We start from the raw sequence: 23561 nt of genomic DNA, 5'->3' as shown, positions 1-23561 counted from the left end.
GATCACTCGGCGGAATGGGAGGAGTCCGATGCCAGCGGTCGGGAAAGGCGGCCTCGCGCTGACGGTGCCTCGACCCTACCGCCCGTCAGCGCCCCCGGACGGGGCTCCGACTGGCCGGTACCGGAGGGCTGGAGGCCCCTCGCGGGGCCCGGGGCGCGGGGAAGGCCCCCGCCGCCGGGTGCCCGCCCGTCCCGTTCTGCAGTTTGCTGTCAGTCGCCTTCCCCGGCCCGCCGGGGCGTCGCTAGAAAGAAGCTGCGGTGCCGGACCGGCGCGGCAGGAATTCCCAGGAGCGAAGGCGAAGGGCAGGCATCCACATGGCGGAAATCGTCACCGCCCCCAGTGTCACCGCAGTGCTCGTCAGGCATGCGGAGAACATTCCGGAGAAGGACGCGCTGACATTCGTGAGCGATCCGCTCCAGGAGGACGGGGCGAGCCGGCTGACGTACGCGGAACTGGACCGGCAGGCCCGCGAGATCGCCGTACGGCTGCGCGCCGCCGGGATCGTCCCGGGCGAACGGGCCGTGCTGCTCTACCCCGCCGGGCCGGCCTTCCTGACCGCCTTCCTCGGCTGCCTCTACGCCGGCGCCGTCGCTGTCCCCGCCTCGCTGCCGGGCCGCTACCGCCACGAGCGCCACCGCGTGGTGCGGATCGCCGCCGACGCCGGGGCGGTGGCGGTCCTGACCGACACCGCCACCTGCGGCGACGTCGAGGACTGGATCACCGAGGAGGGGATCGACGACCTCGCCCTGCTGGTCACCGACGACGGCGCCGGACCGGGCCCGGACGGCTGGACGATGCCGCCCGTCACGCACGACACCGTCGCCGTGCTGCAGTACACCTCCGGGTCCACCGGCGACCCCAAGGGCGTCGTCATCACCCACGGCAACCTGCTGCAGAACAGCTCCACCATCATCGACCGGTTCGGGCTCGACGAGCACACCCCGTTCGGCGGCTGGATCCCGCACTTCCACGACATGGGGCTGATGGGCATCATCCTGCCACCGCTGCTGCGCGGCGCCGGGACCGTCCTGATGAGCCCGGCCACCTTCCTCAAGCGGCCGCACCTCTGGCTGCACATGATCGACCGCTTCGGCATCCACACCAGCGCCGCACCCGACTTCGCGTACGAGCTGTGCGTCCGGCGGATCACCGACGCCCAGGCCGAGGGCCTGGACCTGTCCCGCTGGACGTACGCCGTCGACGGCTCCGAACCGGTCCGCCCCGCCGTCCTGGACAGCTTCCACCAGCGCTTCGCGCCGTACGGCCTGCGGCCCACCACCCTGAGCCCCTGCTACGGCATGGCCGAGGCCACCCTCTTCGTCTCCGGCGCGCTCCACGGCGCCCCCGGCGTGCGCCACATCGACCCGGACCTGCTGGAGAACCACGAGTTCCGGCCGGTGGCCGACGGCGTGTCCGGCCGCGCCGTCGCGAGCTGCGGGCCCGTCACCGGCGCCGAGATCCGCATCGTCGGCCCCGGCACCCGCCGCGTCCTGCCCGAGGGCGGCGTCGGCGAGATCTGGCTCCGCGGCCCCGTCATCGGCCACGGCTACTGGAACCGCGAGGCCACCAACGAGGCCGAGTTCCGCGCGACCACCGAGGACGGCGACACCGGCTACCTGCGCACCGGCGACCTCGGCACCCTCTACGACGGCGAGCTGTACGTCACCGGTCGGCTCAAGGACGTGCTCAACCTGCGCGGCCGCAACCTCTACCCGCAGGACATCGAGCAGGAACTCCGGCTCCAGCAGTCAGAACTGGGCAGCCTGGTCGGCGCCTGCTTCGCCGTCCCCGGCGACGGCCCGCAGCGCGAGGACGTCCTCGTCGTCACCCACGAGGTGCGCGGCATCAAGGAGGAGGAGCTGCTGCGCCGGCTCGCCGCCGAGATGCGGCTGACCGTCGCCCGCGAGTTCGGCGCCCCCGTCGGCGCCGTCCTCCTGCTGCGCCCCGGCGGGGTGCGCCGCACCACCAGCGGCAAGATCCAGCGTTCGGCGATGCGCGAGCTGTTCCGGGCCGGCGCCCTGGAACCCACCTACGCGGACTACCAGGAGAACCTCCTCCGCCCGGTCGCGGTGGCCGCTGCCGCCGTGGCCGCCCCCGTCGCCTCCGCCGCCGGGACGGCCGGCGCATGACCGCCGCGGTGCCCCCCGCCCAGCGCCCCACCGACCCCGACCCGGTGGCGCAGCTCACCCGGCAGCTGCGCGAACTCACCGCCCCCGGTCGGCCCTTCGACGCGGCCGCCCTGGCCGCCCTGGACGAGGCCGACGCCTTCCCCGCCGACGCCTGCCGCGCCCTCGACGAGGCCGGCCTGCCCCGCTACTACGTGCCCGCCGAACACGGCGGCGCCCTCGACGACTTCGGCGTCGTGATGCGGCTGCTGCGCGCCGTCTCCCGGATCGACCTCACCGTCGCCGCCGCCCACGGCAAGACCTATCTCGGTGCCGTGCCCACCTGGATCGCCGACGTCGCCGAACCCGCCCGCCGGCTCGGCCGGCGGATCACCGCCGCCGAGGTGGTCTCCTGCGCGCTGACCGAACGCCACCACGGCAGCGACCTGCTCGCCGGCGAGGTCGCCGCGCGCCCCGCGCCCGACGGCGGCTGGCTGCTGGACGGCGAGAAGTGGCTGATCAACAACGTCACCCGGGCCGGCCTGGTCACCGTGCTCGCCCGCACCGACGACGCGGGCGGCCCGCGCGGCTTCAGCCTCTTCCTGGTCGACAAGGCCCGGCTGGCACCCGGCGCGCACACCGCCCTGCCCAAGGTGCCCACCTACGGCATCCGCGGCGCCGACATCAGCGGGATCGCCTTCCACCGGGCCCTGCTGCCCGCGGATGCGCTGATCGGCGCGCCCGGCCAGGGCGTCGAGATCATCGTCAAGGCCCTGCACATCACCCGGACCTGCTGCGCCGCCATGTCGCTCGGCGCGGGTGACCACGCCCTGCGCCTGGCCTTCGACTTCGCCGCCGCCCACCGGGCCGGCGGCGCACCGCTCGCCCCCGGGGAGCGGGACACGGCGCTCGCGCGGCAGCCGCACGTCCGGCGCGAACTGGGCGAGGCCGCCGCCGGCCTGCTCCTCGCCGAGGCCACCGGCCTGGTCGTGGTGCGCTCCCTGCACGCCCTCACCGGCGAGATGAGCGTGATCTCCGCCGTCGCCAAGGCCTACGTCCCGGCCCAGACCGACGCCGTGATCGCCCGGCTGCTGTACCTCCTCGGCCCGCACGGGCTGCTCGGCGCCGGAGACCCGCACGGACAGTTCGCCAAGGCGGAGCGGGACCACCGCATCATCGGGATCTTCGACGGCAGCAGCCTCGTCAACCGCAACGCGCTGATCGAGCAGTTCCCGCGCATCGCCCGCGGCTACCGGAAGGGCCGCGTCGACGCGGACGGCCTGGCCGAGGCCGCCGCCCCGCACACCCCGCCGAGGCCCTTCCGGCCGGCTTCGCTCAGCCTGCTGTCCACCGGCGGCTGCTCCGTCGTGGCCGGACTGCCGGGGGCCGTCGCCGACCTGCGCGAACGGGCCGCCCGGGAGCCGGACGGGGGGACGACCGCGCCGGTTCCGCCGCACTCGCTGCTCCCGGTGCTCTCGCTCGCCGAGCGGCTGCTCGACGCCACCGACCGGCTGCACGAGGCGATGGCGGTGGTCCGGTTCACCCCCCGGGCCGTGCCGACCGAGGCGTTCGACCTCGCCGAGCGCTACGAACTGTGCTTCGCGGCGTCGGGCGCCCTGCACCTCTGGCTGCGTGGCACCCGGGCCGGTGTCGGAGCGGTGCCAGACGCGTGGCTGCGCGGCTGCCTCGTCAAGGCGCTGACCGACCTCGGCGAGCCAGTCGAGGACGCGGAGGCCGAGGTGCTGGACGACCTCGCCGACGAGCTGCTGGCCTGCCCACCCGGCACCTTCCTCTCCCTGCTGGACCAGCCGGGCACACCGGACACACCGAGCACGCCGGTCGCCCCGGTCGCCCCGGACCACCGTGAGCCCGTCGGATCCCGGAAGGCGGAGGCCTCGTGAACACCACCACCACCGCAGCCCTCGCGGACACCCTGGAACAGCGCCTCGGCGACCCCTACGACCCCGCGAACCCGTACGGCTTCGAGGCCGTGCTCGCCGCAGCGGAGGCCGGTCGGCGCCCGGACGGGGACGCCTGGGAGGTCCCGGCCGGCGACCCCGAGCCGGTGCTGCACGCCCTGCGGGCCGTCCACCGCCGCTCGCCCGCCCTGGCCGTGCTGCCGCCCACCGCGTCGGCGGCCGGCGGCCTCGTCGAGGCGCTCGCCGTCGGCGCCTGCGTCGGCGCCCTCGACTCCGCGCTCCGGATCACCCTGCGGCACCTGCAGGCCCGCCGCCTCTACGGGGCCGCCGCGATCGACCTGCCGTCCCTGCGCTCGCTGCTCTCCGGCGCTTTCGCCGACCTCCTGCTCTGCGACGTGCTGGCCACGCTCGCCGTGCGCGGGACGGACGCCGGGCCTGCCGAGCGCGGCGCCCCCGCGCGCGCCCTGGCGGTGCTCGGACCGCGCGTCCTCCAGGGCGCGCTGGACCGCCTCTCGGTGGTGATGGGGTCGCGCTTCTACATCCGCGTGGGCGAGCACGCCGCGTTCCAGCGGCTGCTGTCCGAGACCCAGCGCGCCCTGTTCGAGGCGGGGCGCCGCACGCCGGAGACCGACGCCGCCCCGGTCCCGCTCGCCGAACTGCTCGCCGACCCCGGGGCCGCCGCCCTCTGCGACCCGCGGCTGCTCGCCGCGGCCCCCGGACGCGCGCTGACCGGCCGGGCCCGACGGGCCCCGCAGCCGGGCGGCCCCGTGCACGAGCAGCTGTACGCGGAACTCGTCGACCGCTACGAGAGCGGCCGGTCCTTCGACCTGGCCCGGCGAGCCCTGCCCGACCGGCCCTGACCCGGCCGGCCGTCACCGTCCCCCGACCACTGCCACCGAGGAGAGCCCCCATGACCGACACCGGTACCGACACCCACACCGTCGAGAGCCTGCGCACCTGGCTGGTCGACTGCGTGGCCGCCCACCTGGAGCGGCCCGCGGACACCATCGACCCCGCCGCGAGGCTCTCCGACTACGGCCTCGACTCGCTCTACGTCCTCTCGGTCGCCGCCGAGCTGGAGGACCACCTCGACATCTCCCTCGACCCGACCGTCATGTGGGACAACCCCACCATCGACGCCCTCAGCGCGGCCCTGATCGAGGAAGTGGCCCGGGAGGCCTGACCCTTCGTCGCCCGCGCCGGCCCCAGTCCTTCCCCAGGCGTCCCCGCCCCACGCGCCCCCGCCCCGCCCGCAGTCCGCCACCCCGCAGATCCGAGAGGACCGCTCGTCCATGTCCGACGACGCCCGTACGCTCCGTCGACCCGTCACCGCCGCCCAGCTGGGCATCCGGGTCGCCCAGCAACTGCAGCCGGACAGCCCCCTCTACAACTGCGGCGGCTACTACGAGATCGACGGTCCGGTGGACGTCGACGTCCTCGCGGAGGCCGTGCGCCGGGGCGTCGAGGAGACCGAGGCGCTGCGCTCACACTTCGTCGAGGGCACCGGCCCGGACGGCGAACCGCGGCTCTGGCAGCTGGTCACGCGCGCCGAGGACCGGCCGCTGCGGGTGGTCGACCTGCGGGACACCCCGGACCCGGAGGCCGAGGCGCACCGCTGGATGGCGCGGGAGATGGCCCGGCCCTTCGACCTCGGCCGCGGCCCGCTCAGCGCCCAGACCCTGCTCAGGCTCGCCGACGACCGCTCGTTCTACGTGCACCACTACCACCACGCGGTGCTCGACGGCTTCGGCCAGTCGGTCTACACGGACCGCGTCGCGGCCCTCTACACCGCCCTGCTCGCCGGGCAGGAGCCCCCGGCGTCCCCCTTTGCGACGCTGGACGGGGTGGTCGCCGACGAAGCCTCCTACCCCGACTCGCGACGGCGCCGGCAGGACCGCGCGTACTGGCTGGACCACTTCACGGACGTGCCGGACCCGATCACCCTCGCCGACCGCTCGGCTGGCAGCACCCACAGCAGCCTGCGCCGCGTCCGCACCCTGGACCCGGACCTGGTGGCCCGACTCGCCGCACTCGCCGAGCGGCTGGGCGTGCCGTGGCCCGCCCTGGCGATCGCCGCCACCGCGGTCCTCTACCAGCGCATGACGGACCGGACCGACTTCACCTTCGCGCTCCCCCTCGCGGGCCGCACCGGCCGCACCGGGCTGACCACGCCCAGCGCGATGGTCAACGTCCTGCCCATCCGGCTGACGCCCGCCCCGGACCGCACCTTCGCCGAACTGACCACCGAGGTCGCCCGCTCGCTCGCGGACGTGATCCGCCACCAGCGGTTCCGCGGTGAGGACCTCGTCCGGGAGCTGGGCCTGTCCGGCGGCCGTCAGGCCCGGCTCGGCCCGACGGTCAACGTGATGGCCTTCGCCGGCGAGCCGGTCTTCGGGGACAGCCCCGCCACGGTCCACCCGCTGTCCACCGGTCCGGTGAACGACCTGAAGGTCAACTTCTACGGCAGCGCGACGTCGCGCGGCGGGATCCGCCTGGAGCTCGACGCGGACCCCGCCCTCTATCGGGAGGACGAGCTGACCGCCCACCAGGACCGGCTGGTACGGGTGTTGGAGCAGGTCGCGGCCGACCCGTCGGTTCTTGTGGACCGGGTGGATGTGTTCGTGGTGGGTGAGCGTGAGCGGGTGTTGGTGGGGTGGAACGGCGAGTCGCGGGATGTCCGTGGGGTGTCGTTGCCGGTGTTGTTCGGTGAGCAGGTGGTGCGGACGCCGGATGCGGTGGCGGTGGTTGCCGGTGGTCGGTCGTTGACGTATCGGGAGTTGGATGCGTGGTCGAACCGGGTGGCTCGGTGGCTGATCGGCCGGGGGGTTGGTGCTGAGTCGTTTGTGGGGGTGGTGCTGCCGCGGTCGGTGGAGTTGGTGGTGGCGTTGTTGGGTGTGGTGAAGGCCGGTGGTGCGTATGTGCCGGTGGATGTGGGGTCGCCGGTTGAGCGGGTGGCGCAGGTGTTGGGGGATGCGCGTCCGGTGGTGGTGATCGATGCCCCTGAGATGCTGGAGGTTTCCGGTTTTTCGGATGGTCCGGTGTCGGATGTGGATCGTCGGGTGGGGTTGTCGTTGTCGCATCCGGTGTATGTGGTGTTCACGTCGGGTTCGACGGGTCGGCCGAAGGGTGTGGTGGTTGAGCATCGTTCGGTGGGTGCGTATTTGGTGCGTGCTCGTGAGGTGTATGGGGATGCGGCGGGGTTGTCGTTGTTGCATTCGTCGGTGGCGTTCGATCTGTCGGTGACGGGTTTGTATGCGCCGTTGGTGAGTGGTGGGTGTGTGGTGTTGGCGGAGTTGGATGAGCGGGCGGGGGATTGGGGTCGTCCGTCGTTCATGAAGGTGACGCCGTCGCATTTGGGGTTGTTGGAGGTGTTGCCGGCGGGGGTGTCGGCGTCGGGGATGTTGGTTACGGGTGGTGAGGCGTTGGTGGGTGAGGCGCTGGGTTCGTGGCGGGTGTCGCATCCGGGTGTGGTGGTGGTGAATGCGTATGGGCCGACGGAGGCGACGGTCAATTGCACGGATTTTCGGATTGAGCCTGGTGAGGTGGTGGGTTCGGGTCCGGTGCCGATTGGTCGGCCGTTCTGGAATACGCGGGCGTATGTGTTGGATTCGCGGTTGCGTCCGGTTCCGCCGGGGGTGGCGGGTGAGTTGTATGTGGCGGGTGTGGTGTTGGCGCGTGGGTATTGGGGGCGTGCTGATCTGACGGCGGAGCGGTTTGTTGCGGATCCGTTCGGTCCTTCGGGTGCGCGGATGTATCGCACGGGTGATGTGGCGCGGTGGAATGCCGGTGGCCAGTTGGTGTATGTGGGTCGGGTTGATGACCAGGTGAAGGTTCGGGGTTTCCGGATCGAGTTGGGTGAGGTGCAGGCCGCGGTCGTGGCGCATGGGGGTGTGGCGCGGGCTGCGGTGGTGGTGCGGGAGGACGAGCCGGGGGACAAGCGCCTGGTGGCGTACGTGGCGGCCTCTGATGGCGGTCAATCGCTGGATGGTGTGCGGGAGTTCGTGGCGGGGCGGTTGCCGGAGTACATGGTGCCGTCGGCGTTCGTGGTGTTGGACGCGCTGCCGTTGACGGTGAACGGGAAGCTGGACCGTCGGGCGCTGCCGGCGCCGGAGTACGACGTCGACTCGGTGGGTCGTGCGCCCCGCTCCCCGCGCGAGGAGGTGCTGTGCGGGCTGTTCGCGCAGACGCTGGGGGTGGAGTCCGTCTCGATCGATGACGACTTCTTCCGGTTCGGCGGGCATTCCCTGCTCGCGACCCGGCTGGTCAGCCGCATCCGCACCCTCCTGGACGTCGAGTTGGGTGTCCGGCAGCTGTTCGACACCCCCACCGTCGCTGGCCTGTCGGAGGCCATCGACCGCGCCGACAGCAGGGTGCGTCCCGCCCTCACGGCCGCCGTCCCGCGCCCGGAGCGGATCCCGCTCTCCTACGCCCAGCAGCGGCTCCGCTTCCTCCAGCTGCTCGACGGCGACAGCACCGCGTACAACGCGCCCGGCGCCCTCCGGCTGCAGGGCTCGCTGGACCGGGAGGCGCTGCGGCTGGCCCTGGCCGACGTCGTCGCACGCCACGAGAGTCTGCGCACCCTCTTCGTCGAGGACGCCGAGGGAGCGGGGCAGGTCATCCTTCCCGCCGACCGGGTCGAGCTGCCGCTGGACGTCGTGGAGACGGACGAGGAGCAGCTGACGGAGAGCCTCGCCGAGGCCTCGGCCCACCCCTTCGACCTCGCCCACGAGATCCCGTTCCGGGCGACGCTGCTCGCCCTCTCGGAGGCGGACCACGTCCTGCTCGTCCTGACCCACCACATCGTGAGCGACGCGTGGTCGCGTGGCCCGCTGGCGCGGGACCTGACGGCGGCCTACGCGGCGCGTGTCGCCGGGGAGGCGCCGGACTGGCAGGCGCTGCCTGTCCAGTACGCGGACTACAGCTTGTGGCAGCGGGAGACGCTCGGTTCGGAGGGCGAGCCGGGCAGTGAGATCGCACGTCAACTCACTTACTGGAAGCAGGCCTTGGCCGGCCTGCCGGACCAGTTGGAATTGCCGTTCGACCGGCCGCGGCCGGCGGTGGCCTCGTACCGGGGTGAGCGGATTCCGTTCGAGGTGCCGGGTGAGCTGTACGGGCGGGTCGTCGCGCTGGCGCGGGAGACGCAGTCGAGCCCGTTCATGGTGCTGCAGGCGGCACTGGCCGCGCTGCTGACCCGGCTCGGCGCGGGCGAGGACGTGCCGCTGGGCACGCCGATCGCCGGCCGGACCGACGACGCCCTCGACCAGCTCATCGGCGTGTTCATCAACACCCTCGTCCTGCGCACCGACACCTCGGGCAACCCCTCGTTCAGAGAACTGGTGGGCCGGGTCCGGGAGACCAGTCTCCGTGCCTACGCGCACCAGGACCTGCCGTTCGAGCGGCTGGTCGAGGCGGTGAACCCGGAGCGCTCGCTTGCCCGGCACCCGCTGTTCCAGGTGCTGCTGACCTTCAACAACACCGACTACCAGGGCGCCCTGGACTCGCTCGACGGACTGCCCGGCCTCACGGTCGAGCGCCAGTCGGTCGACACCTCGGCCGCCAAGTTCGACCTGGCCTTCGGCTTCACCGAGCAGTTCGACGGGCAGGGCCGGGCGAACGGCCTCGCCGGCGTGCTGGAGTTCGCCACGGACCTCTTCGACCGGGTGACGGCCCAGGCCTTCGTCGACCGGCTGCTCCGCCTGGCCGCCACCGCGGTGTCCGCGCCCTCGGGACCCATCGGCTCCATCGACCTGCTGGATGGGGTTGAGGCGGGTCTGGTGGTGGAGGGGTGGAACGAGACGGCGTGTGAGGTGCCGGGTCGTTCGGTGGTGGAGTTGTTCGCGGAGCGGGTGGCGGTGTCGCCGGATGCGGTGGCGGTGGTGGCCGGTGAAGTCTCTTTGTCGTACGCGGAGTTGGATGCGCGTGCGGAGCGGTTGGCGGGCGTGCTGGTGGCTCGTGGTGTGGTGGCGGAGCGGTTCGTGGCGGTGGCGTTGCCGAGGTCGGTGGATCTGGTGGTGGCGCTGTTGGCGGTGTGGAAGGCGGGGGCGGCGTATCTGCCGCTGGACACGGAGTATCCGGCGGACCGGCTGGCGTTCATGCTGGCGGACGCTGATCCGGTACTGGTGCTGACCACGAGCGAACTACTCGGTGAACTGCCGGAGTTGTCCGTGGAGTGCCTGCTCCTGGACGCTCCCGAGAGCTTCGGGGCCGAGCTTGCGTCGGTGCCGGCGCTACCGGCAACGGCGTCGGGGTCGGCGTATGTGATCTATACGTCGGGTTCGACGGGGCTGCCGAAGGGTGTGGTGGTTCCGCAGGGTGCGTTGGTGAACTTCGTGGTGTCGATGGCGGGTCGGTTCGGTCTGGGGGTGGGGGATCGGCTGTTGGCGGTGACGACGGTCGGTTTCGACATCGCGGGGCTGGAGTTGTTCGTGCCGTTGGTGAGTGGTGCCGCGGTGGTGGTGGCTGCTTGGGATGTGGTGCGGGATCCGGTGGCGTTGTGTGGGTTGGTGCGGTCGTCGGGTGCGTCGGTGATGCAGGCGACGCCGAGTCTGTGGCGGGCGGTGCTGGCGCAGGACGCTTCGGTGGTGGAGCGGTTGCGGGTGTTGGTGGGTGGTGAGGCTCTGCCGTCGGATCTGGCGGTGGAGTTGGCGGATCGTGCGGTGTCGGTGGCGAACATGTACGGGCCGACGGAGACCACGGTGTGGTCGACGGTCTGGGATGTGGCCGGCGGGGCGGCGGGTGCGCCGCGGATCGGTCGTCCGATCGCGAACACCCGGGTGTACGTGCTGGACGGGGGCTTGCGTCCCGTTCCGGCGGGTGTGCCGGGTGAGCTGTACGTCGCCGGTACGGGCCTCGCCCGTGGCTACTGGCACCGGGCCGCCCTCACCTCCGAGCGTTTCGTCGCCGACCCCCACGGTTCGCCGGGTTCGCGGATGTACCGCACGGGTGACCTGGTGCGGTGGACACGGGACGGGGAGCTGGAGTACCTGTCGCGGGTCGACGACCAGGTGAAGCTGCGTGGTTTCCGGATCGAGCTGGGCGAGATCGAAGCCGTCCTGAGTGGTCACCCGGAGGTGGCTCAAGCCGCGGTGCTGGTCCGGGAGGACCGGCCGGGGGACAAGCGCCTGGTGGCGTACCTGGTGGCGTCGGGCCCGGTCGAGGGCCTGCGGCAGCACGCGGCCGGCCGACTGCCGGACTACATGGTGCCGTCGGCGTTCGTCGTCCTCGACGCGTTCCCGTTGACGCCGAACGGCAAGCTGGACCGCCGTGCGCTGCCGGCGCCGGAGTATGGCGTGGACTCCGCGGGGCGTTCGCCGCGGTCCCCGCGCGAGGAGATCCTGTGCGGGCTGTTCGCGGAGACGCTGGGGGTGGAGTCGGTCTCGATCGACGACGACTTCTTCCAGCTCGGCGGGCACTCCCTGCTCGCGACCCGGCTGGTCAGCCGGATCCGGTCCGTCCTGGACGTGGAGCTCGCGGTCCGGCAGGTCTTCGAGGCCTCCACCGTCGCCGAACTCGCCACCGCACTGGATGCGGGAGCCGGTTCGCGCAGCCGGGTGGTCCGCGTGGCCAGGCCGGCCAGGGTGCCGCTGTCGCACGCCCAGCAGCGGCTCTGGTTCCTCCAGCACCTGGAGGGGCCGAGCGCCACCTACAACATGCCGGTCTCGCTGAACCTGACCGGACCGGTCGACGAGCAGGCACTCCGTGGCGCGCTGGCCGACGTGGTCGCCCGTCACGAGAGCCTGCGGACCGTCTTCGCCGAGGACGCCGACGGCGCCGCCCACCAGGTGGTGCTGGAGCCGGAGCAGGCGCGGGTGCCGCTGGCCGTCGAGCAGGTCGACGGCGACGACGCGGCCGTGGACCGGGTGATGCGGCGCGCGGCCGGGTACGTCTTCGACCTGGGCCGGGAGATCCCGCTGCGGGCCTCGCTGTTCCGGCTCCCCCCTGCGGCGGACGGCGAGGGCGCGCCGCGCAGCGCCCTGCTGCTGCTGACCCACCACATCGCGGGCGACGCCTGGTCGCGCGGCATCCTGGTCCGCGACCTGACGGCTGCCTATTCGGCGCGCGTCCTCGGGTCGGCGCCGGCCTGGCGGGCGTTGCCGGTGCAGTACGCCGACTACGGCTTGTGGCAGCGCGAGCTGCTGGGCTCCGAGGCCGATCCGGACAGTGAGGTCTCTCGCCAACTCGCCTACTGGAAGCGGATGTTGTCCGGCCTCCCGGAGGAGCTGGCGCTGCCGTTCGACCGGCCGCGGCCGGCCACCGCCTCCTACCGGGGCGACCGGGTGACCTTCGCGTTCCCCGACGGCCTGCACGAGCGCCTGACCGCGGTGGCCCGCGAGCAGCGCGCGAGTGTGTTCATGGTGCTGCAGGCGGCGCTGGCCGCGCTGCTGACTCGGCTCGGCGCGGGCGAGGACATCCCGCTCGGCACCCCGATCGCCGGCCGCACCGACGACGCGCTGGACGACCTGGTCGGATTCTTCGTCAACACCCTGGTCCTGCGCACCGACACCTCCGGCGACCCGGCGTTCGCGGAGCTGATCGAGCGGGTCCGCACCCAGGACCTGGAGGCCTACGGGCACCAGGACCTGCCGTTCGAGCGCCTGGTCGAGGCGGTCAACCCGGAGCGCTCGCTCGCCCGGCACCCGCTCTTCCAGACGGCGCTCAGCTTCGACAGCGGCGCCCGGGACAGCGGCGCCCGCGGAACCGCCCACGCCGGCACCGCCGGCCTTGCCGGCCTCACCGTCACCGGCCGCCCGCTCGGCGCGCCCTCCGCGAAGTTCGACCTCTCCTTCGAGCTGGTCGAGCACAGCGCGGCGTCCGGCCGCACCCCGGCCCTGGCCGGCGCGCTGGACTTCAGCGCCGAACTGTTCGACCGGGAAACTGCGCAGAGCATCGCGGACCGCTTCGTCCGCGTCCTGTCGGCCCTCGCCGAGGACCCGCACGGCCGGATCGGCGAGGTCGAGGTCCTAGACGCCGAGGAGCGGCGCCGGATCCTCGTGGAGTGGAACGACACGGCCGTCGAGCACCGCGACCGGACCCCGGTGCACGTGCTCTTCGAGGAGCACGCGGCGGCCCGCCCCGACGCGGTGGCCCTCGCGGGCGCCGACGGGACGGTCACCTACCGGGAGCTCAACGAGCGGGCGAACCGGCTCGCGCACCTCCTGATCGGCCGGGGCGTGCGAGCCGAGAGCCGGGTCGCCGTCCTGCAGGAGCGCTCGGCGGAGCTGGTCGTCTCGACGCTCGCGGTGCTCAAGGCCGGCGGCGTGTACGTGCCGATCGACCCGCACCAGCCCGCCGTCCGTTCCGAGTTCATCCTGCGGGACACCGCGGCGGTGGCCCTGCTCACCGACCGGGCCCCGGACGCCGTCGGGTTCGCGGTGGACGTGCCGGTGCTGCGGGTGGGGCCGGGGGGCGCGCTCGACCTGGCGGCCGAACCGGCCACCGACCCGGGCGTGGCCACGGACGCCGAGCAGCTGGTGTACGTGATGTACACCTCGGGCTCGACCGGGACCCCGAAGGGCGTCGGCAACACCCACCACAACGTGGTGCACCTGGCGGCCGACCGGTACTGGCGCGGCGGCAACCACGAGCGCGTCCTGATGCACTCCCCGTACGCCTTCGACGCCTCCACCTTCGAGATCTGGACCCCGCTGCTGACCGGCGGCACCGTCGTCGTCGCCCCCTCCGGGCGGATCGACGCCGCTGACCTCGCGACCGCGATCGCCGACGGCGGGGTGACCGGACTGTTCGTCAGCGCCGGCCTGTTCCGGGTGCTCGCGGAGGAGCGGCCCGAGTGCTTCCGGGGCGTCCGGGAGATCTGGGCGGGTGGTGACGTGGTCTCCCCGGCCGCCGTGCGGCGGGTTTTGGAGGCCTGCCCCGGAACCGTGGTGGCCAACGAGTACGGGCCGACCGAGACCACGGTGTTCTCCACGGTCAACCGGCTGCGGACGCCGCAGGAGGTGCCCGAGGCAGTCGTCCCGATCGGCCGGCCGCTGTGGAACACCCGGGTGCACGTGCTGGACGCGCGGCTGCGGCCAGTGCCCCCGGGCGTCGCGGGCGAGCTCTACATCGGCGGTGCCGGTGTCGCCCGCGGCTACCTGGGCCGGGCCGGGCTGACCGCCCAGCGCTTCGTGGCCGACCCCTTCGCGGGCGGCGGCGAGCGGATGTACCGCACCGGCGACGTGGTGCGCAGGCTCGGCGACGGGCGGCTGGAGTTCCTCGGCCGCGTCGACGACCAGGTCAAGCTGCGCGGCTTCCGGATCGAGCCCGGCGAGGTCGAGGCGGTGCTCGCGGCCCCCGAGGAGGTTGCCCAGGTCGCCGTCGTCCTGCGCGAGGACCGGCCCGGCGACAAGCGCCTGGTGGCGTACGTCGTCCCGGTCGCCGGGGCGCGGGTCGACACCGACGCCCTGCGCACCCGGGTCGCCGCCGCCCTGCCTGACTACATGGTGCCCTCCGCCGTGGTCTTGCTGGACGGGCTGCCGCTCACCCTGAACGGCAAGCTCGACCGGCGGGCCCTGCCCGCTCCGGTGTACGGGGCGGACCGGGACGGCGCCGGCGGGCGCGGGCCGCGCACCGAGCGCGAGAAGGCGCTGTGCGCCCTGTTCGCCGACGTGCTGGGCCTGGACGAGGCCGGGATCGACGACAGCTTCTTCGACCTCGGCGGCGACAGCATCATGTCGATCCAGCTGGTCAGCCGGGCCCGCCGGGCCGGACTCGAACTGTCGGTCCGCGACGTCTTCGAGCAGCGGACGGTGGCCGCCCTGGCCGAGGTCGTCCGGGAGACCGGGGGCGCGACCGCCGAGGAGCCGGGCGCCGGGGTCGGCGAGGTGCCGCTGACACCGATCATGCACTGGTTCCTCGAACGCGGCGGCCCCGTCGACCAGTACAACCAGTCCCGGCTGGTCCAGGTCCCGGCGTCGATGAGCCGGGAGCACCTGGAGGCGGCCGTCGGGGCCCTGGTCGACCACCACGACGCCCTGCGGGCCAGGCTCTCCCCGGTGCCCGAGCGGCGGCTGGAGGTCCGCGCTCCCGGCGCCGTGGACGCGGCCGCGACGGTCCGCCGCGTCGACGCGGCCGGGCTGGACGAGCAGGCGCAGCGGGAGCTGGTCGGCCGCGAGACGCGGGCCGCCCGCGAGCGACTCGATCTGGCCTCCGGCAGCGTCCTCCAGGCGGTCTGGTTCGACCGCGGCCGCGACCTGCCCGGCCTGCTGCTGTTGATCGTGCACCACCTGGTCGTCGACGGGGTGTCCTGGCGGATCCTGGTGCCGGACCTGGCGGAGGCGTACCGGGCGGTGGGCGGCGGGCACGAGCCGCGGCTGCAGCCGGTCGGGACCTCGCTGCGGCGCTGGGCGCAGCGGCTGTCCGACGAGGCGGCGGAGCCCGCCCGGGCGGCGGAGGCCGGCTGGTGGCAGCAGGTGCTGCGGCCCGGTGACCCGCGGATCGGCCGGCGGGCGCTGGACCCGGGCCGGGACACCTACGCGACGGCGGAGCACCTGACGGTGACCCTGCCGACGGAGGTGACCGAGCGGGTGCTGACCCGGGTGGCGTCGGTGTTCAAGGCAGAGGTCAACGACGTGCTGCTGAGCGCGTTCGCGCTGGCCTGGGCGCGCTGGCGGGGCAGCCCGGCCGGCACGGCCCTGATCGACCTGGAGGGCCACGGCCGTGAGGAGGACGTCGTCGGCGGGGCGGACCTGTCCCGGACGGTGGGCTGGTTCACCAGCCTGTACCCGGTGCGACTGGACCCGGTCATCGCCGACCTGGCCGACGCCTTCGCCGGCGGCCCCGCCGCCGGGGCCGCGCTCAAGGCGGTCAAGGAGCAGCTGCGGGCGGTGCCGGACAAGGGCATGGGCTACGGCCTGGTGCGCCACCTCAACCCGGCCACGGCCCCAGGCTTCGCCGGACTGCTCCGACCGCAGGTGGCCTTCAACTACCTGGGCCGCTTCACCACGGCCGGTCCGCAGGGCGCGGGGAGCACCGCCGTCCCGGACTGGACCGTGCTGTCCACCGCGGCCGGCGCTGGCGGCACCGACCCGAGGGTGCCGCTCGCGCACCCGCTGGAGCTCAACGCCCGTACCAACGACGGGCCCGCCGGGCCCGAGCTGGCCGCCACCTGGACCTGGGCGCGGGACATCCTCGGCCGGACCGACGTCGAGGAACTGGCCGACCTGTGGTTCCAGGCGCTCCGGGCGCTGACCGAGCACGCCGAACGCTCCGACGCGGGCGGGCTGACCGTCTCGGACGTGTCCCTGAGCCTGCTGAGCCAGGACGAGATCGAATCGCTGGAAGACGTGTGGAGGACCTGGTAATGGCGACGCAGTCCGGACTGCAGGACATCCTGCCGTTGGCCCCGCTCCAGGAAGGCCTGCTGTTCCACAGCGTGTACGACGAGGCGGCACCGGACGTGTACCTCGTGCAGCAGGCCATCGACCTGGAGGGCGCGCTCGACACCGAGGCGCTGCGGGCGGCCTGCCGGACCCTGCTGCGGCGGCACGGCAACCTGCGCGCGGCCTTCCGCTACACGGGTGTGCAGCGCCCGGTGCAGCTCATCCCGTACGAGGTGCGGCTGCCCTGGGAGGAGCTGGACCTGACCGGGCTCCCCGAGGGGGAGCGCACGGCCGCAGCGGACCGGGCCGTGGAGGAGGACCGGACCCGCCGGTTCGACCTCGGCCGTCCGCCCCTGATGCGGTTCACCCTGATGCGGCTCGGCGAGCGGCGGCACCGGTTCGTGCTGACCAACCACCACATCCTGCTCGACGGCTGGTCGCGGCCGATGCTAGTGCGCGAGCTGCTGGTGCTGTACGCCACCGCGGGCGACGACAGCGCGCTGCCCCGGGTCCGGCCGTTCCGCGACTACCTGCAGTGGCTGGCCGGCCAGGACAAGGCGTCGGCGCTCGGCGCCTGGCGCGAGGCCCTGGCCGGGCTCGACGGTCCCACGCTGGTCGCGCCGCACGCCGGCGAGCGGGCCCCGGTCGTACCGGGCCGGCTGGAGACGGAGCTGGACCGGGCCACCCACGAGGCGCTCACCGCCCTCGCCCGCGAGCGGGCCCTCACCCTCAACTCGCTGGTCCAGGGCGCCTGGGCGGTCGTCCTGAGCGGGCTGACCGGCCGGGACGACGTGGTCTTCGGCAGCACCGTCTCCGGCCGCCCGCCGGAGGTCCCCGGGATCGAGACCATGGTGGGGCTGTTCATCAACACCCTGCCGGTGCGCGTCGTCCTGCGCTCCGACGAGTCCCTGGTGGACACCGTCCGCCGGGTGCAGGACGAGCAGACCCGGCTCCAGCCCTACCAGCACACCGGCCTGGCTGAGGTGCAGCGGCTGGCCGGCGCCGGTGAACTCTTCGACACCACCATGGTGTTCGAGAACTACCCGGTGGACATCGGGGCGGAGAACGACCGGCCCGGCGGCATCCGCGGGGTCACCGTCACCGGCAGCCGCAACCGGGACGCCACCCACTACCCGCTCGCCCTGGTGGCGGTCGGCCGCGGCGGACTGCGGCTGCGCCTGGACCACCAGCCCGACCTGGTCCCCGCAGGGACCGCCCGCGCCGTGCTGGACCGGCTGGTCCGGGTGCTGCGCTCGGTCGCCGCCGACCCCGGCCTGCCGCTGGGCCGGCTGGACCTGCTCTCCGACGCCGAACGCCGGGCCGCCCTGGTCCTCGGCCGCGGTGCGGACACCCCGGTGCCCGGGGGCGGCCTGCCCGAGGCGTTCCGGGCCCAGGCCCGCCGGACCCCGGACGTCGTCGCCGTACGGTGCGGGACGGCCGCGTACGACTACGCCGCGCTGGACGCCCGCTCGGACGCGCTGGCGCGGCGGTTGGTCGGCCTCGGCGTGACGGCCGAGACGCCGGTGGCACTGCTCATGGAGCGCTCCGCTGAGCTGGTGGTGGCGGTGCTCGCCGTCCTCAAGGCCGGCGGGGCCTACGTGCCGCTGCGCCAGGGCGATCCGGTGGACCGGCTGCGGCAGGTCGCCTCGCTGGCCGGGACCGGCCTCGTGCTGACCGACCAGGAGAACACCGGCCGGGCGGCGGAGCTCGGCACCGGCCCGGTGGTCACCGTCGACGACGACGGCCCGGGGCCGTCCGCCGCCGGGGCGGAGCTGCCCCGGCAGGTCCCGGGGGAGCGGCTCGCCTACCTGATGCACACCTCCGGCTCGACCGGCACGCCCAAGGGCGTCGCCGTCACTCACCGCGACGTGCTCGAACTCGCCCACGACCGGTCGTTCGCGGGCGACGCCCACCGGCGCGTCCTGGTCCACTCACCGCACGCCTTCGACGCCTCGACCTACGAGCTGTGGGTGCCGCTGCTCTCCGGCGGCACCGCGGTGGTCGCCCCACCCGGCGACCTCGACACCGAGGTGCTCGGCAAGCTGGTCGCCGAGCACGGCGTGACCGGGCTCTGGCTGACCTCCGGCCTCTTCCAGCTCGTCGCGGACGAGGCCCCCGACGCCCTCGCCGGCGTGCGGGAGGTCTGGACCGGCGGTGACGTGGTGCCCGCCGCGTCGGTCCGCCGGGTGATGGCCGCCTGCCCCGGGACGGCCGTCGTCGACGGCTACGGTCCCACCGAGACCACCACGTTCGCGGTCCGGCACCGGCTGCCCGCCGGCGGCCCCGTCCCGGACGCCGTCCCGATCGGCACCCCGCTGGACAACACCCGGCTGCTGGTCCTGGATCCGGGGCTGAGGCCTGTCCCGCCCGGCACGGCCGGCGAACTGCACATCGCCGGGGCGGGCCTCGCCCGCGGCTACTGGCGGCGCCCCGGGCTCAACGCGGAACGCTTCGTCGCCGACCCGTACGGGCCGGCCGGCTCCCGGATGTACCGCACCGGAGACCTCGTGCGGTGGACCCCCGAAGGCACCCTGGACTACCTCGGGCGCGCCGACGAGCAGGTCAAGCTGCGCGGCTTCCGGATCGAACCGGGCGAGATCGAGGCCGTCCTGGGCCGCCACCCCGACATCGCCCAGGCCGTCGTCACCGTCCAGGAACCGCGCCCCGGCGACAAGCGGCTGGTCGCCTGCCTCGTCGCCGAACGGGGCACCGACCCGTCCCCGGCCGTGCTGCGCGCCCACGTCGCCGCCGAACTGCCCGACTACATGGTGCCCGGCGCGTTCCTCCTGCTCGACGCGCTGCCGCTCACCGGCAACGGCAAGGTCGACCGGCGGGCGCTGCCGACGGTGGACCCGACGCAGCCCGCCACGGCGGACCGGCGCGCGCCGCGCACCCCGCAGGAGTCCATCCTGTGCGGGCTGTTCGCCGAACTCCTCGGCGTGCCGCAGGTCGGCATCGACGACGACTTCTTCGACCTGGGCGGCCATTCACTGCTCGCCACCCGGCTGGTCGGCCGGGTCCGCTCGGTCCTCGGCGCCGAACTCGCCGTCCGCCAGCTCTTCGAGCACCCCACGCCGGCGGCCCTCGCCCGGGCCCTGGACGCGGCCGGCGACGCCCGGCCCGCCCTGGAGCGGGCCACGCCCCGGCCGGAGCGCGTCCCGGCCTCGTTCGCCCAGCGCCGGCTCTGGTTCCTGCACACCTTCGAGGGGCCCAGTGCGACCTACAACATCCCCTTCGCGCTGCGGCTCACCGGCGACCTGGACCGGGAGGCGCTGCGGACCGCCCTCGCCGACGTCGCCGAGCGCCACGAGTCGCTGCGCACCGTCTTCGCCGAGGACGCCGAAGGCCCGTACCAGATCGTCTGCGAGGGCGCGGACGGCCGCCCGGAGCTGACGTACGTCCCCGGCGTGCCGGCCGGAAGCCTCGACGCGGAACTCGCCGCGGCGGCCGGGCACGGCTTCGCGCTGGACCGTGAACTCCCGCTCCGGGCTTGGCTGTTCGGCACCGGCGCGGAGGAGCACGTGCTGCTGCTGGTGCACCACATCGCCGGCGACGGCTGGTCCGCCCCGCTGCTCGCCAGGGACCTGGTCACCGCCTACGCCGCCCGGCACGGCGGCGCCGCCCCCGCCTGGCGTCCGCTGCCCGTCCAGTACGCCGACTACAGCCTCTGGCAGCGCGCCGTCCTCGGCGCCGAGGACGCCGGGGACAGTCCGGCCTCCCGCCAACTCGCCTACTGGAAGCAGGTGTTGGCCGGCATCCCGGAAGAGCTGGCGCTGCCGGTCGACCGGCCCAGGCCAGCGGTCGCGAGCCACCGCGGGGACCGCGTCCTCTACGACGTCCCGGAAGCGTTGTACGGGCGGATCCGCGGCCTCGCCCGGTCCACCCAGTCCAGCCCGTTCATGGTGCTCCAGGCCGCCGTCGCCGCCCTGCTCACCCGGCTCGGCGCGGGCGAGGACATCCCCCTCGGCACCCCGATCGCCGGCCGCACCGACGACGCCCTCGACGACTTGGTCGGATTCTTCGTCAACACCCTGGTGCTGCGCACCGACACCTCCGGCGACCCGACATTCAGGGAGCTGATCGCCCGCGTCCGGGAGACGGACCTGGCGGCCTACGCGCACCAGGACCTGCCCTTCGAACGGCTGGTGGAGGCGGTCAACCCGAAGCGGGCGCAGTCCCGCCACCCCCTGTTCCAGACCATGCTCACCTTCAACAACACCGACCAGCGTGGCGCGGCGGCCGACGGCGGCCTGCGGCTGCCCGGCCTCACCGCCGAACCCCTGTCGTCCGGCACCGGCTCGGCCAAGTTCGACCTGCTGCTCTCCTTCGCCGAACGGCACGGCCCGGACGGCTCCCCCGACGGCCTCGGCGCCGGACTGGAGTTCAGCACCGACCTGTTCGACCCCGGTACGGCGCGCGCCCTGGTCGACCGGCTGCTGCGGCTGCTCGACGAGGTGACGGCCGACCCGCAGCGCCGCCTCGGCGAACTGCGGCTGCTCACCGGGCCCGAGCAGGACCGGATGCTGGCCCGCGGGGCGGGCGCCGACCACCCCCGGACCCGGCACGCCGGGCCGGCCGCCGGCTTCGAGGCCGCGGCCGCCCGCAGCCCGCTCGCCACGGCCGTTCAGGACGCCGCCGGTGCGGTGAGCTACCGGGAGCTCGACGAACGGGCCGACCGCCTCGCCCGGCTGCTCCGCGACCGCGGCGTGGGCCCCGAGAGACTCGTCGCCGTCGCGATGCACCGGTCCGTCGACCTGGTCACCGCGCTGGTCGCGGTCCTCAAGGCGGGCGCTGGCTACCTGCCGGTGGACCCGGCCTATCCGGCCGACCGCATCGCGTACATGCTCGACGACGCCCGGCCGGTCTGTGTCCTGACCACCGGTGACCTGGACGGCGTCCTCCCGGACCGGGCCGACCCGCCCAGGCTGCGGGTCGACTCCCCGGAGGTCCTGGCCGCCCTCGCCGCCCACGGCGACGGCGAATCCGCCGCGGCCGGGCACCCCGCCCCGTACCACCCGGCCCACCCCGCCTACGTCATCTACACCTCGGGCTCGACCGGCCGCCCCAAGGGGGTGACCATGCCGGCCGGAGCCCTGCTCAACCTGCTGGACTGGCACGACCGGGAGCTCCCGGGCGGCCCCGGCACCCGGGTGGCCCAGTTCACCGCGGTCAGCTTCGACGTGTCCGTGCAGGAGATGCTCTCCGCGCTCCTCGCCGGCAAGACCCTGGTGGTCTGCCCGGAGGACGTCCGGCGCGACCCGGCTCGGCTGGCCGGCTGGCTCCAGGAGCAGCGGGTCCACGAGCTGTACGCCCCCAACCTGGTCCTCGACGCGGTGTGCGAGGCGGCGACCGCCCTGCGGCTGCCGCTGTCCGAGCTCACCGACCTCGTGCAGGCAGGGGAGGCGCTCACCCCGCACGGCGCCATCCGGACCTTCTGCGCGGCCCGGCCCGGCCGCCGCCTGCACAACCACTACGGCCCCGCCGAGACGCACGTGGTCACCGCCGTCCGGCTCCCCGAAGACCCGGCCGACTGGTCGCCCACCGCGCCGCCGATCGGCGCGCCGGTCGACAACACGGCCGTCCGGCTGCTCGACGGCCGGCTCAACCCAGTGCCGACGGGCGTTCCCGGGGAGCTCTACATCGCGGGCGCCGCGCTGGCCCGCGGCTACGCGCACCGTCCCGACCGCACCGCCGAGCGGTTCGTCGCCGACCCCTGGGGCCCGGCCGGCACCCGGCTGTACCGCACCGGCGACCTGGCCCGGTGGACGGCGGACGGGCAGCTCGTCTACCTGGGACGCGCCGACACCCAGGTCAAGATCCGCGGCTTCCGGATCGAACCCGGCGAGATCGAGGCCGCCCTCGTCACCGCCCCCGGTGTCGCCCAGGCGGCCGTGGTGGTCCGGGAGGACCGGCCCGGGGACCGTCGCCTGGCCGGGTACGTGGTCGGGTCGGACGGCGCCCGGCCGCACCCGGGCGAGCTGCGGGAGCACCTGCTGCGCCGGCTGCCCGACCACATGGTCCCGGCCGCGTTCACCGTCCTGGCGGCGCTGCCGCTGACCCCCAACGGCAAGCTCGACCGGGCCGCGCTCCCGGCTCCCGACCCGGGCAACGAGGAGCGGTCGCGGCCGCCGGCCACGCCCGAGGAGCACGCGCTGTGCGCCCTGTTCGCCGAGGTCCTCGGGGTGGCGCAGGTGGGTGCCGAGGACGACTTCTTCGAACTCGGCGGCCACTCCTTCCTCGCCGCCCGGCTGGTCGGCCGGATCCGCGAGGAGCTCGCGGCGGACCTGCCGGTGCGCGCGGTCTTCGACGCCCCGACCCCGGCGGGCGTGGCCCGGGCCCTGGCCGGCGCCGCGGCGGGCCAGGGGGAGGAGGCCGCCGGGGTCGGGCGGGCCACCTGGGGGCTGCTGGCGCTGCGGGCCCGTGGCACGGCGGCGCCGGTGTTCTTCCTGCACCCGGGCGGCGGCTTCGGCTGGTGCTACGCCGGCCTGGTCCGCCACCTCGGCCCCGACGTGCCGGTCTACGGCATCCAGGCCAGCGGGCTCGACGGCTCGGGCGCCCTGCCCGCCACGATGGAGGAGATGACCGAGGACTACCTCGCCCTGATCCGCTCCGTCCAACCCGCCGGACCGTACCGGCTGGCGGGCTGGTCCTTCGGCGGCCTGACCGCCTTCGCGCTCGCCACCCGGCTGCAGGAGGAGGGCGAGCGGGTCTCGCTCCTCGCCCTGCTGGACGCCTACCCGCAGGCCGCGGACGCCGTCACCGAGGACCCGGTGCCGCACGAGGTCATCGCGCACAACCTCCGGGCGATGGGCTTCACCTTCGACCAGGAGGAGCTCATAGCAGACGAGAAGGCGGTCCTGCTGCGTTTCCGCGAGTTCCTGCAGACCGGGAACCAGAATCTCCGGCACCTTGAGGCCCAGGACATCCTGGCGCTGAAGGACGTCTATGTGAACAATGTCCGGCTCATGCGGCGATTCCGGCCCGGATTCTTTACCGGCGACCTGCTTTTCGTCTCCGCCGAGGAGAAGTCGGAAGCCGACCGTTCGGGCCGGTTGGATGTCAGCTTGTGGCAACCCTTCGTGGGTGGTTCGGTCGAGGTGTGCCCGGTAGAGTCCACTCATGGAAATCTGATGACGGATGCCCGGCACACGGCCCGCATCGGGCGTTTCCTCGCGGAGCGGCTGTGACCTGCGAATGGAAACGATCGGAAGAAAAAGAAT

At 74.0% G+C, this 23561-nt stretch carries 6 protein-coding genes; all 6 read left to right on the top strand.

Annotated elements, in window-relative coordinates; all coding sequences use genetic code 11:
• The first annotated feature begins 314 nt into the window (after nucleotides 1-314).
• The 6 genes from ACIQOW_RS20815 to ACIQOW_RS20790 all read left to right on the top strand — a co-directional run bounded on the left by ACIQOW_RS20815 (nucleotide 315) and on the right by ACIQOW_RS20790 (nucleotide 23528).
• Nucleotides 315-2129 carry a fatty acyl-AMP ligase gene (locus ACIQOW_RS20815; protein WP_401087059.1) on the top strand — a complete coding sequence of 605 codons (1815 nt, stop codon included), beginning with the start codon at nucleotides 315-317 and terminating at the stop codon, nucleotides 2127-2129.
• Nucleotides 2126-4006 (top strand): acyl-CoA dehydrogenase family protein, encoded by a 1881-nt coding sequence (locus tag ACIQOW_RS20810; protein WP_401087057.1) that lies wholly within the window; start codon nucleotides 2126-2128, stop codon nucleotides 4004-4006. The genes ACIQOW_RS20815 and ACIQOW_RS20810 overlap by 4 nt, the downstream gene beginning before the upstream one ends.
• Nucleotides 4003-4884: a hypothetical protein gene (locus ACIQOW_RS20805; protein ID WP_401087056.1), complete on the top strand. Its 882-nt coding sequence runs from the start codon at nucleotides 4003-4005 to the stop codon at nucleotides 4882-4884. Before ACIQOW_RS20810 ends, ACIQOW_RS20805 begins: the two co-directional genes overlap by 4 nt.
• Before the next feature lie 50 nt (nucleotides 4885-4934).
• Nucleotides 4935-5207, top strand: coding sequence for an acyl carrier protein (locus ACIQOW_RS20800; protein ID WP_401087055.1), 273 nt, complete (start codon nucleotides 4935-4937; stop codon nucleotides 5205-5207).
• 109 nt (nucleotides 5208-5316) lie between these two features.
• Nucleotides 5317-16323 carry an amino acid adenylation domain-containing protein gene (locus ACIQOW_RS20795; RefSeq protein WP_401087053.1) on the top strand — a complete coding sequence of 3669 codons (11007 nt, stop codon included), beginning with the start codon at nucleotides 5317-5319 and terminating at the stop codon, nucleotides 16321-16323.
• Complete coding sequence (locus tag ACIQOW_RS20790) at nucleotides 16323-23528, top strand: amino acid adenylation domain-containing protein (RefSeq protein WP_401087051.1); 7206 nt, start codon at nucleotides 16323-16325, stop codon at nucleotides 23526-23528. Before ACIQOW_RS20795 ends, ACIQOW_RS20790 begins: the two co-directional genes overlap by 1 nt.
• The last annotated feature ends 33 nt before the right edge of the window (nucleotides 23529-23561 follow it).

The sequence above is a fragment of the Kitasatospora sp. NPDC091335 genome, from assembly GCF_044757205.1.
Taxonomy (GTDB): Bacteria; Actinomycetota; Actinomycetes; order Streptomycetales; family Streptomycetaceae; genus Kitasatospora.
This window is presented reverse-complemented; position numbering and strand designations above follow the sequence as displayed.

Bases quoted from the DNA above. Each gene is read 5' to 3' on its own strand.
- ACIQOW_RS20800 (WP_401087055.1), top strand. From the start codon at position 4,935: ATGACCGACACCGGTACCGACACCCACACCGTCGAGAGCCTGCGCACC.
- ACIQOW_RS20815 (WP_401087059.1), top strand. From the start codon at position 315: ATGGCGGAAATCGTCACCGCCCCCAGTGTCACCGCAGTGCTCGTCAGG.
- ACIQOW_RS20790 (WP_401087051.1), top strand. From the start codon at position 16,323: ATGGCGACGCAGTCCGGACTGCAGGACATCCTGCCGTTGGCCCCGCTC.
- ACIQOW_RS20810 (WP_401087057.1), top strand. From the start codon at position 2,126: ATGACCGCCGCGGTGCCCCCCGCCCAGCGCCCCACCGACCCCGACCCG.
- ACIQOW_RS20795 (WP_401087053.1), top strand. From the start codon at position 5,317: ATGTCCGACGACGCCCGTACGCTCCGTCGACCCGTCACCGCCGCCCAG.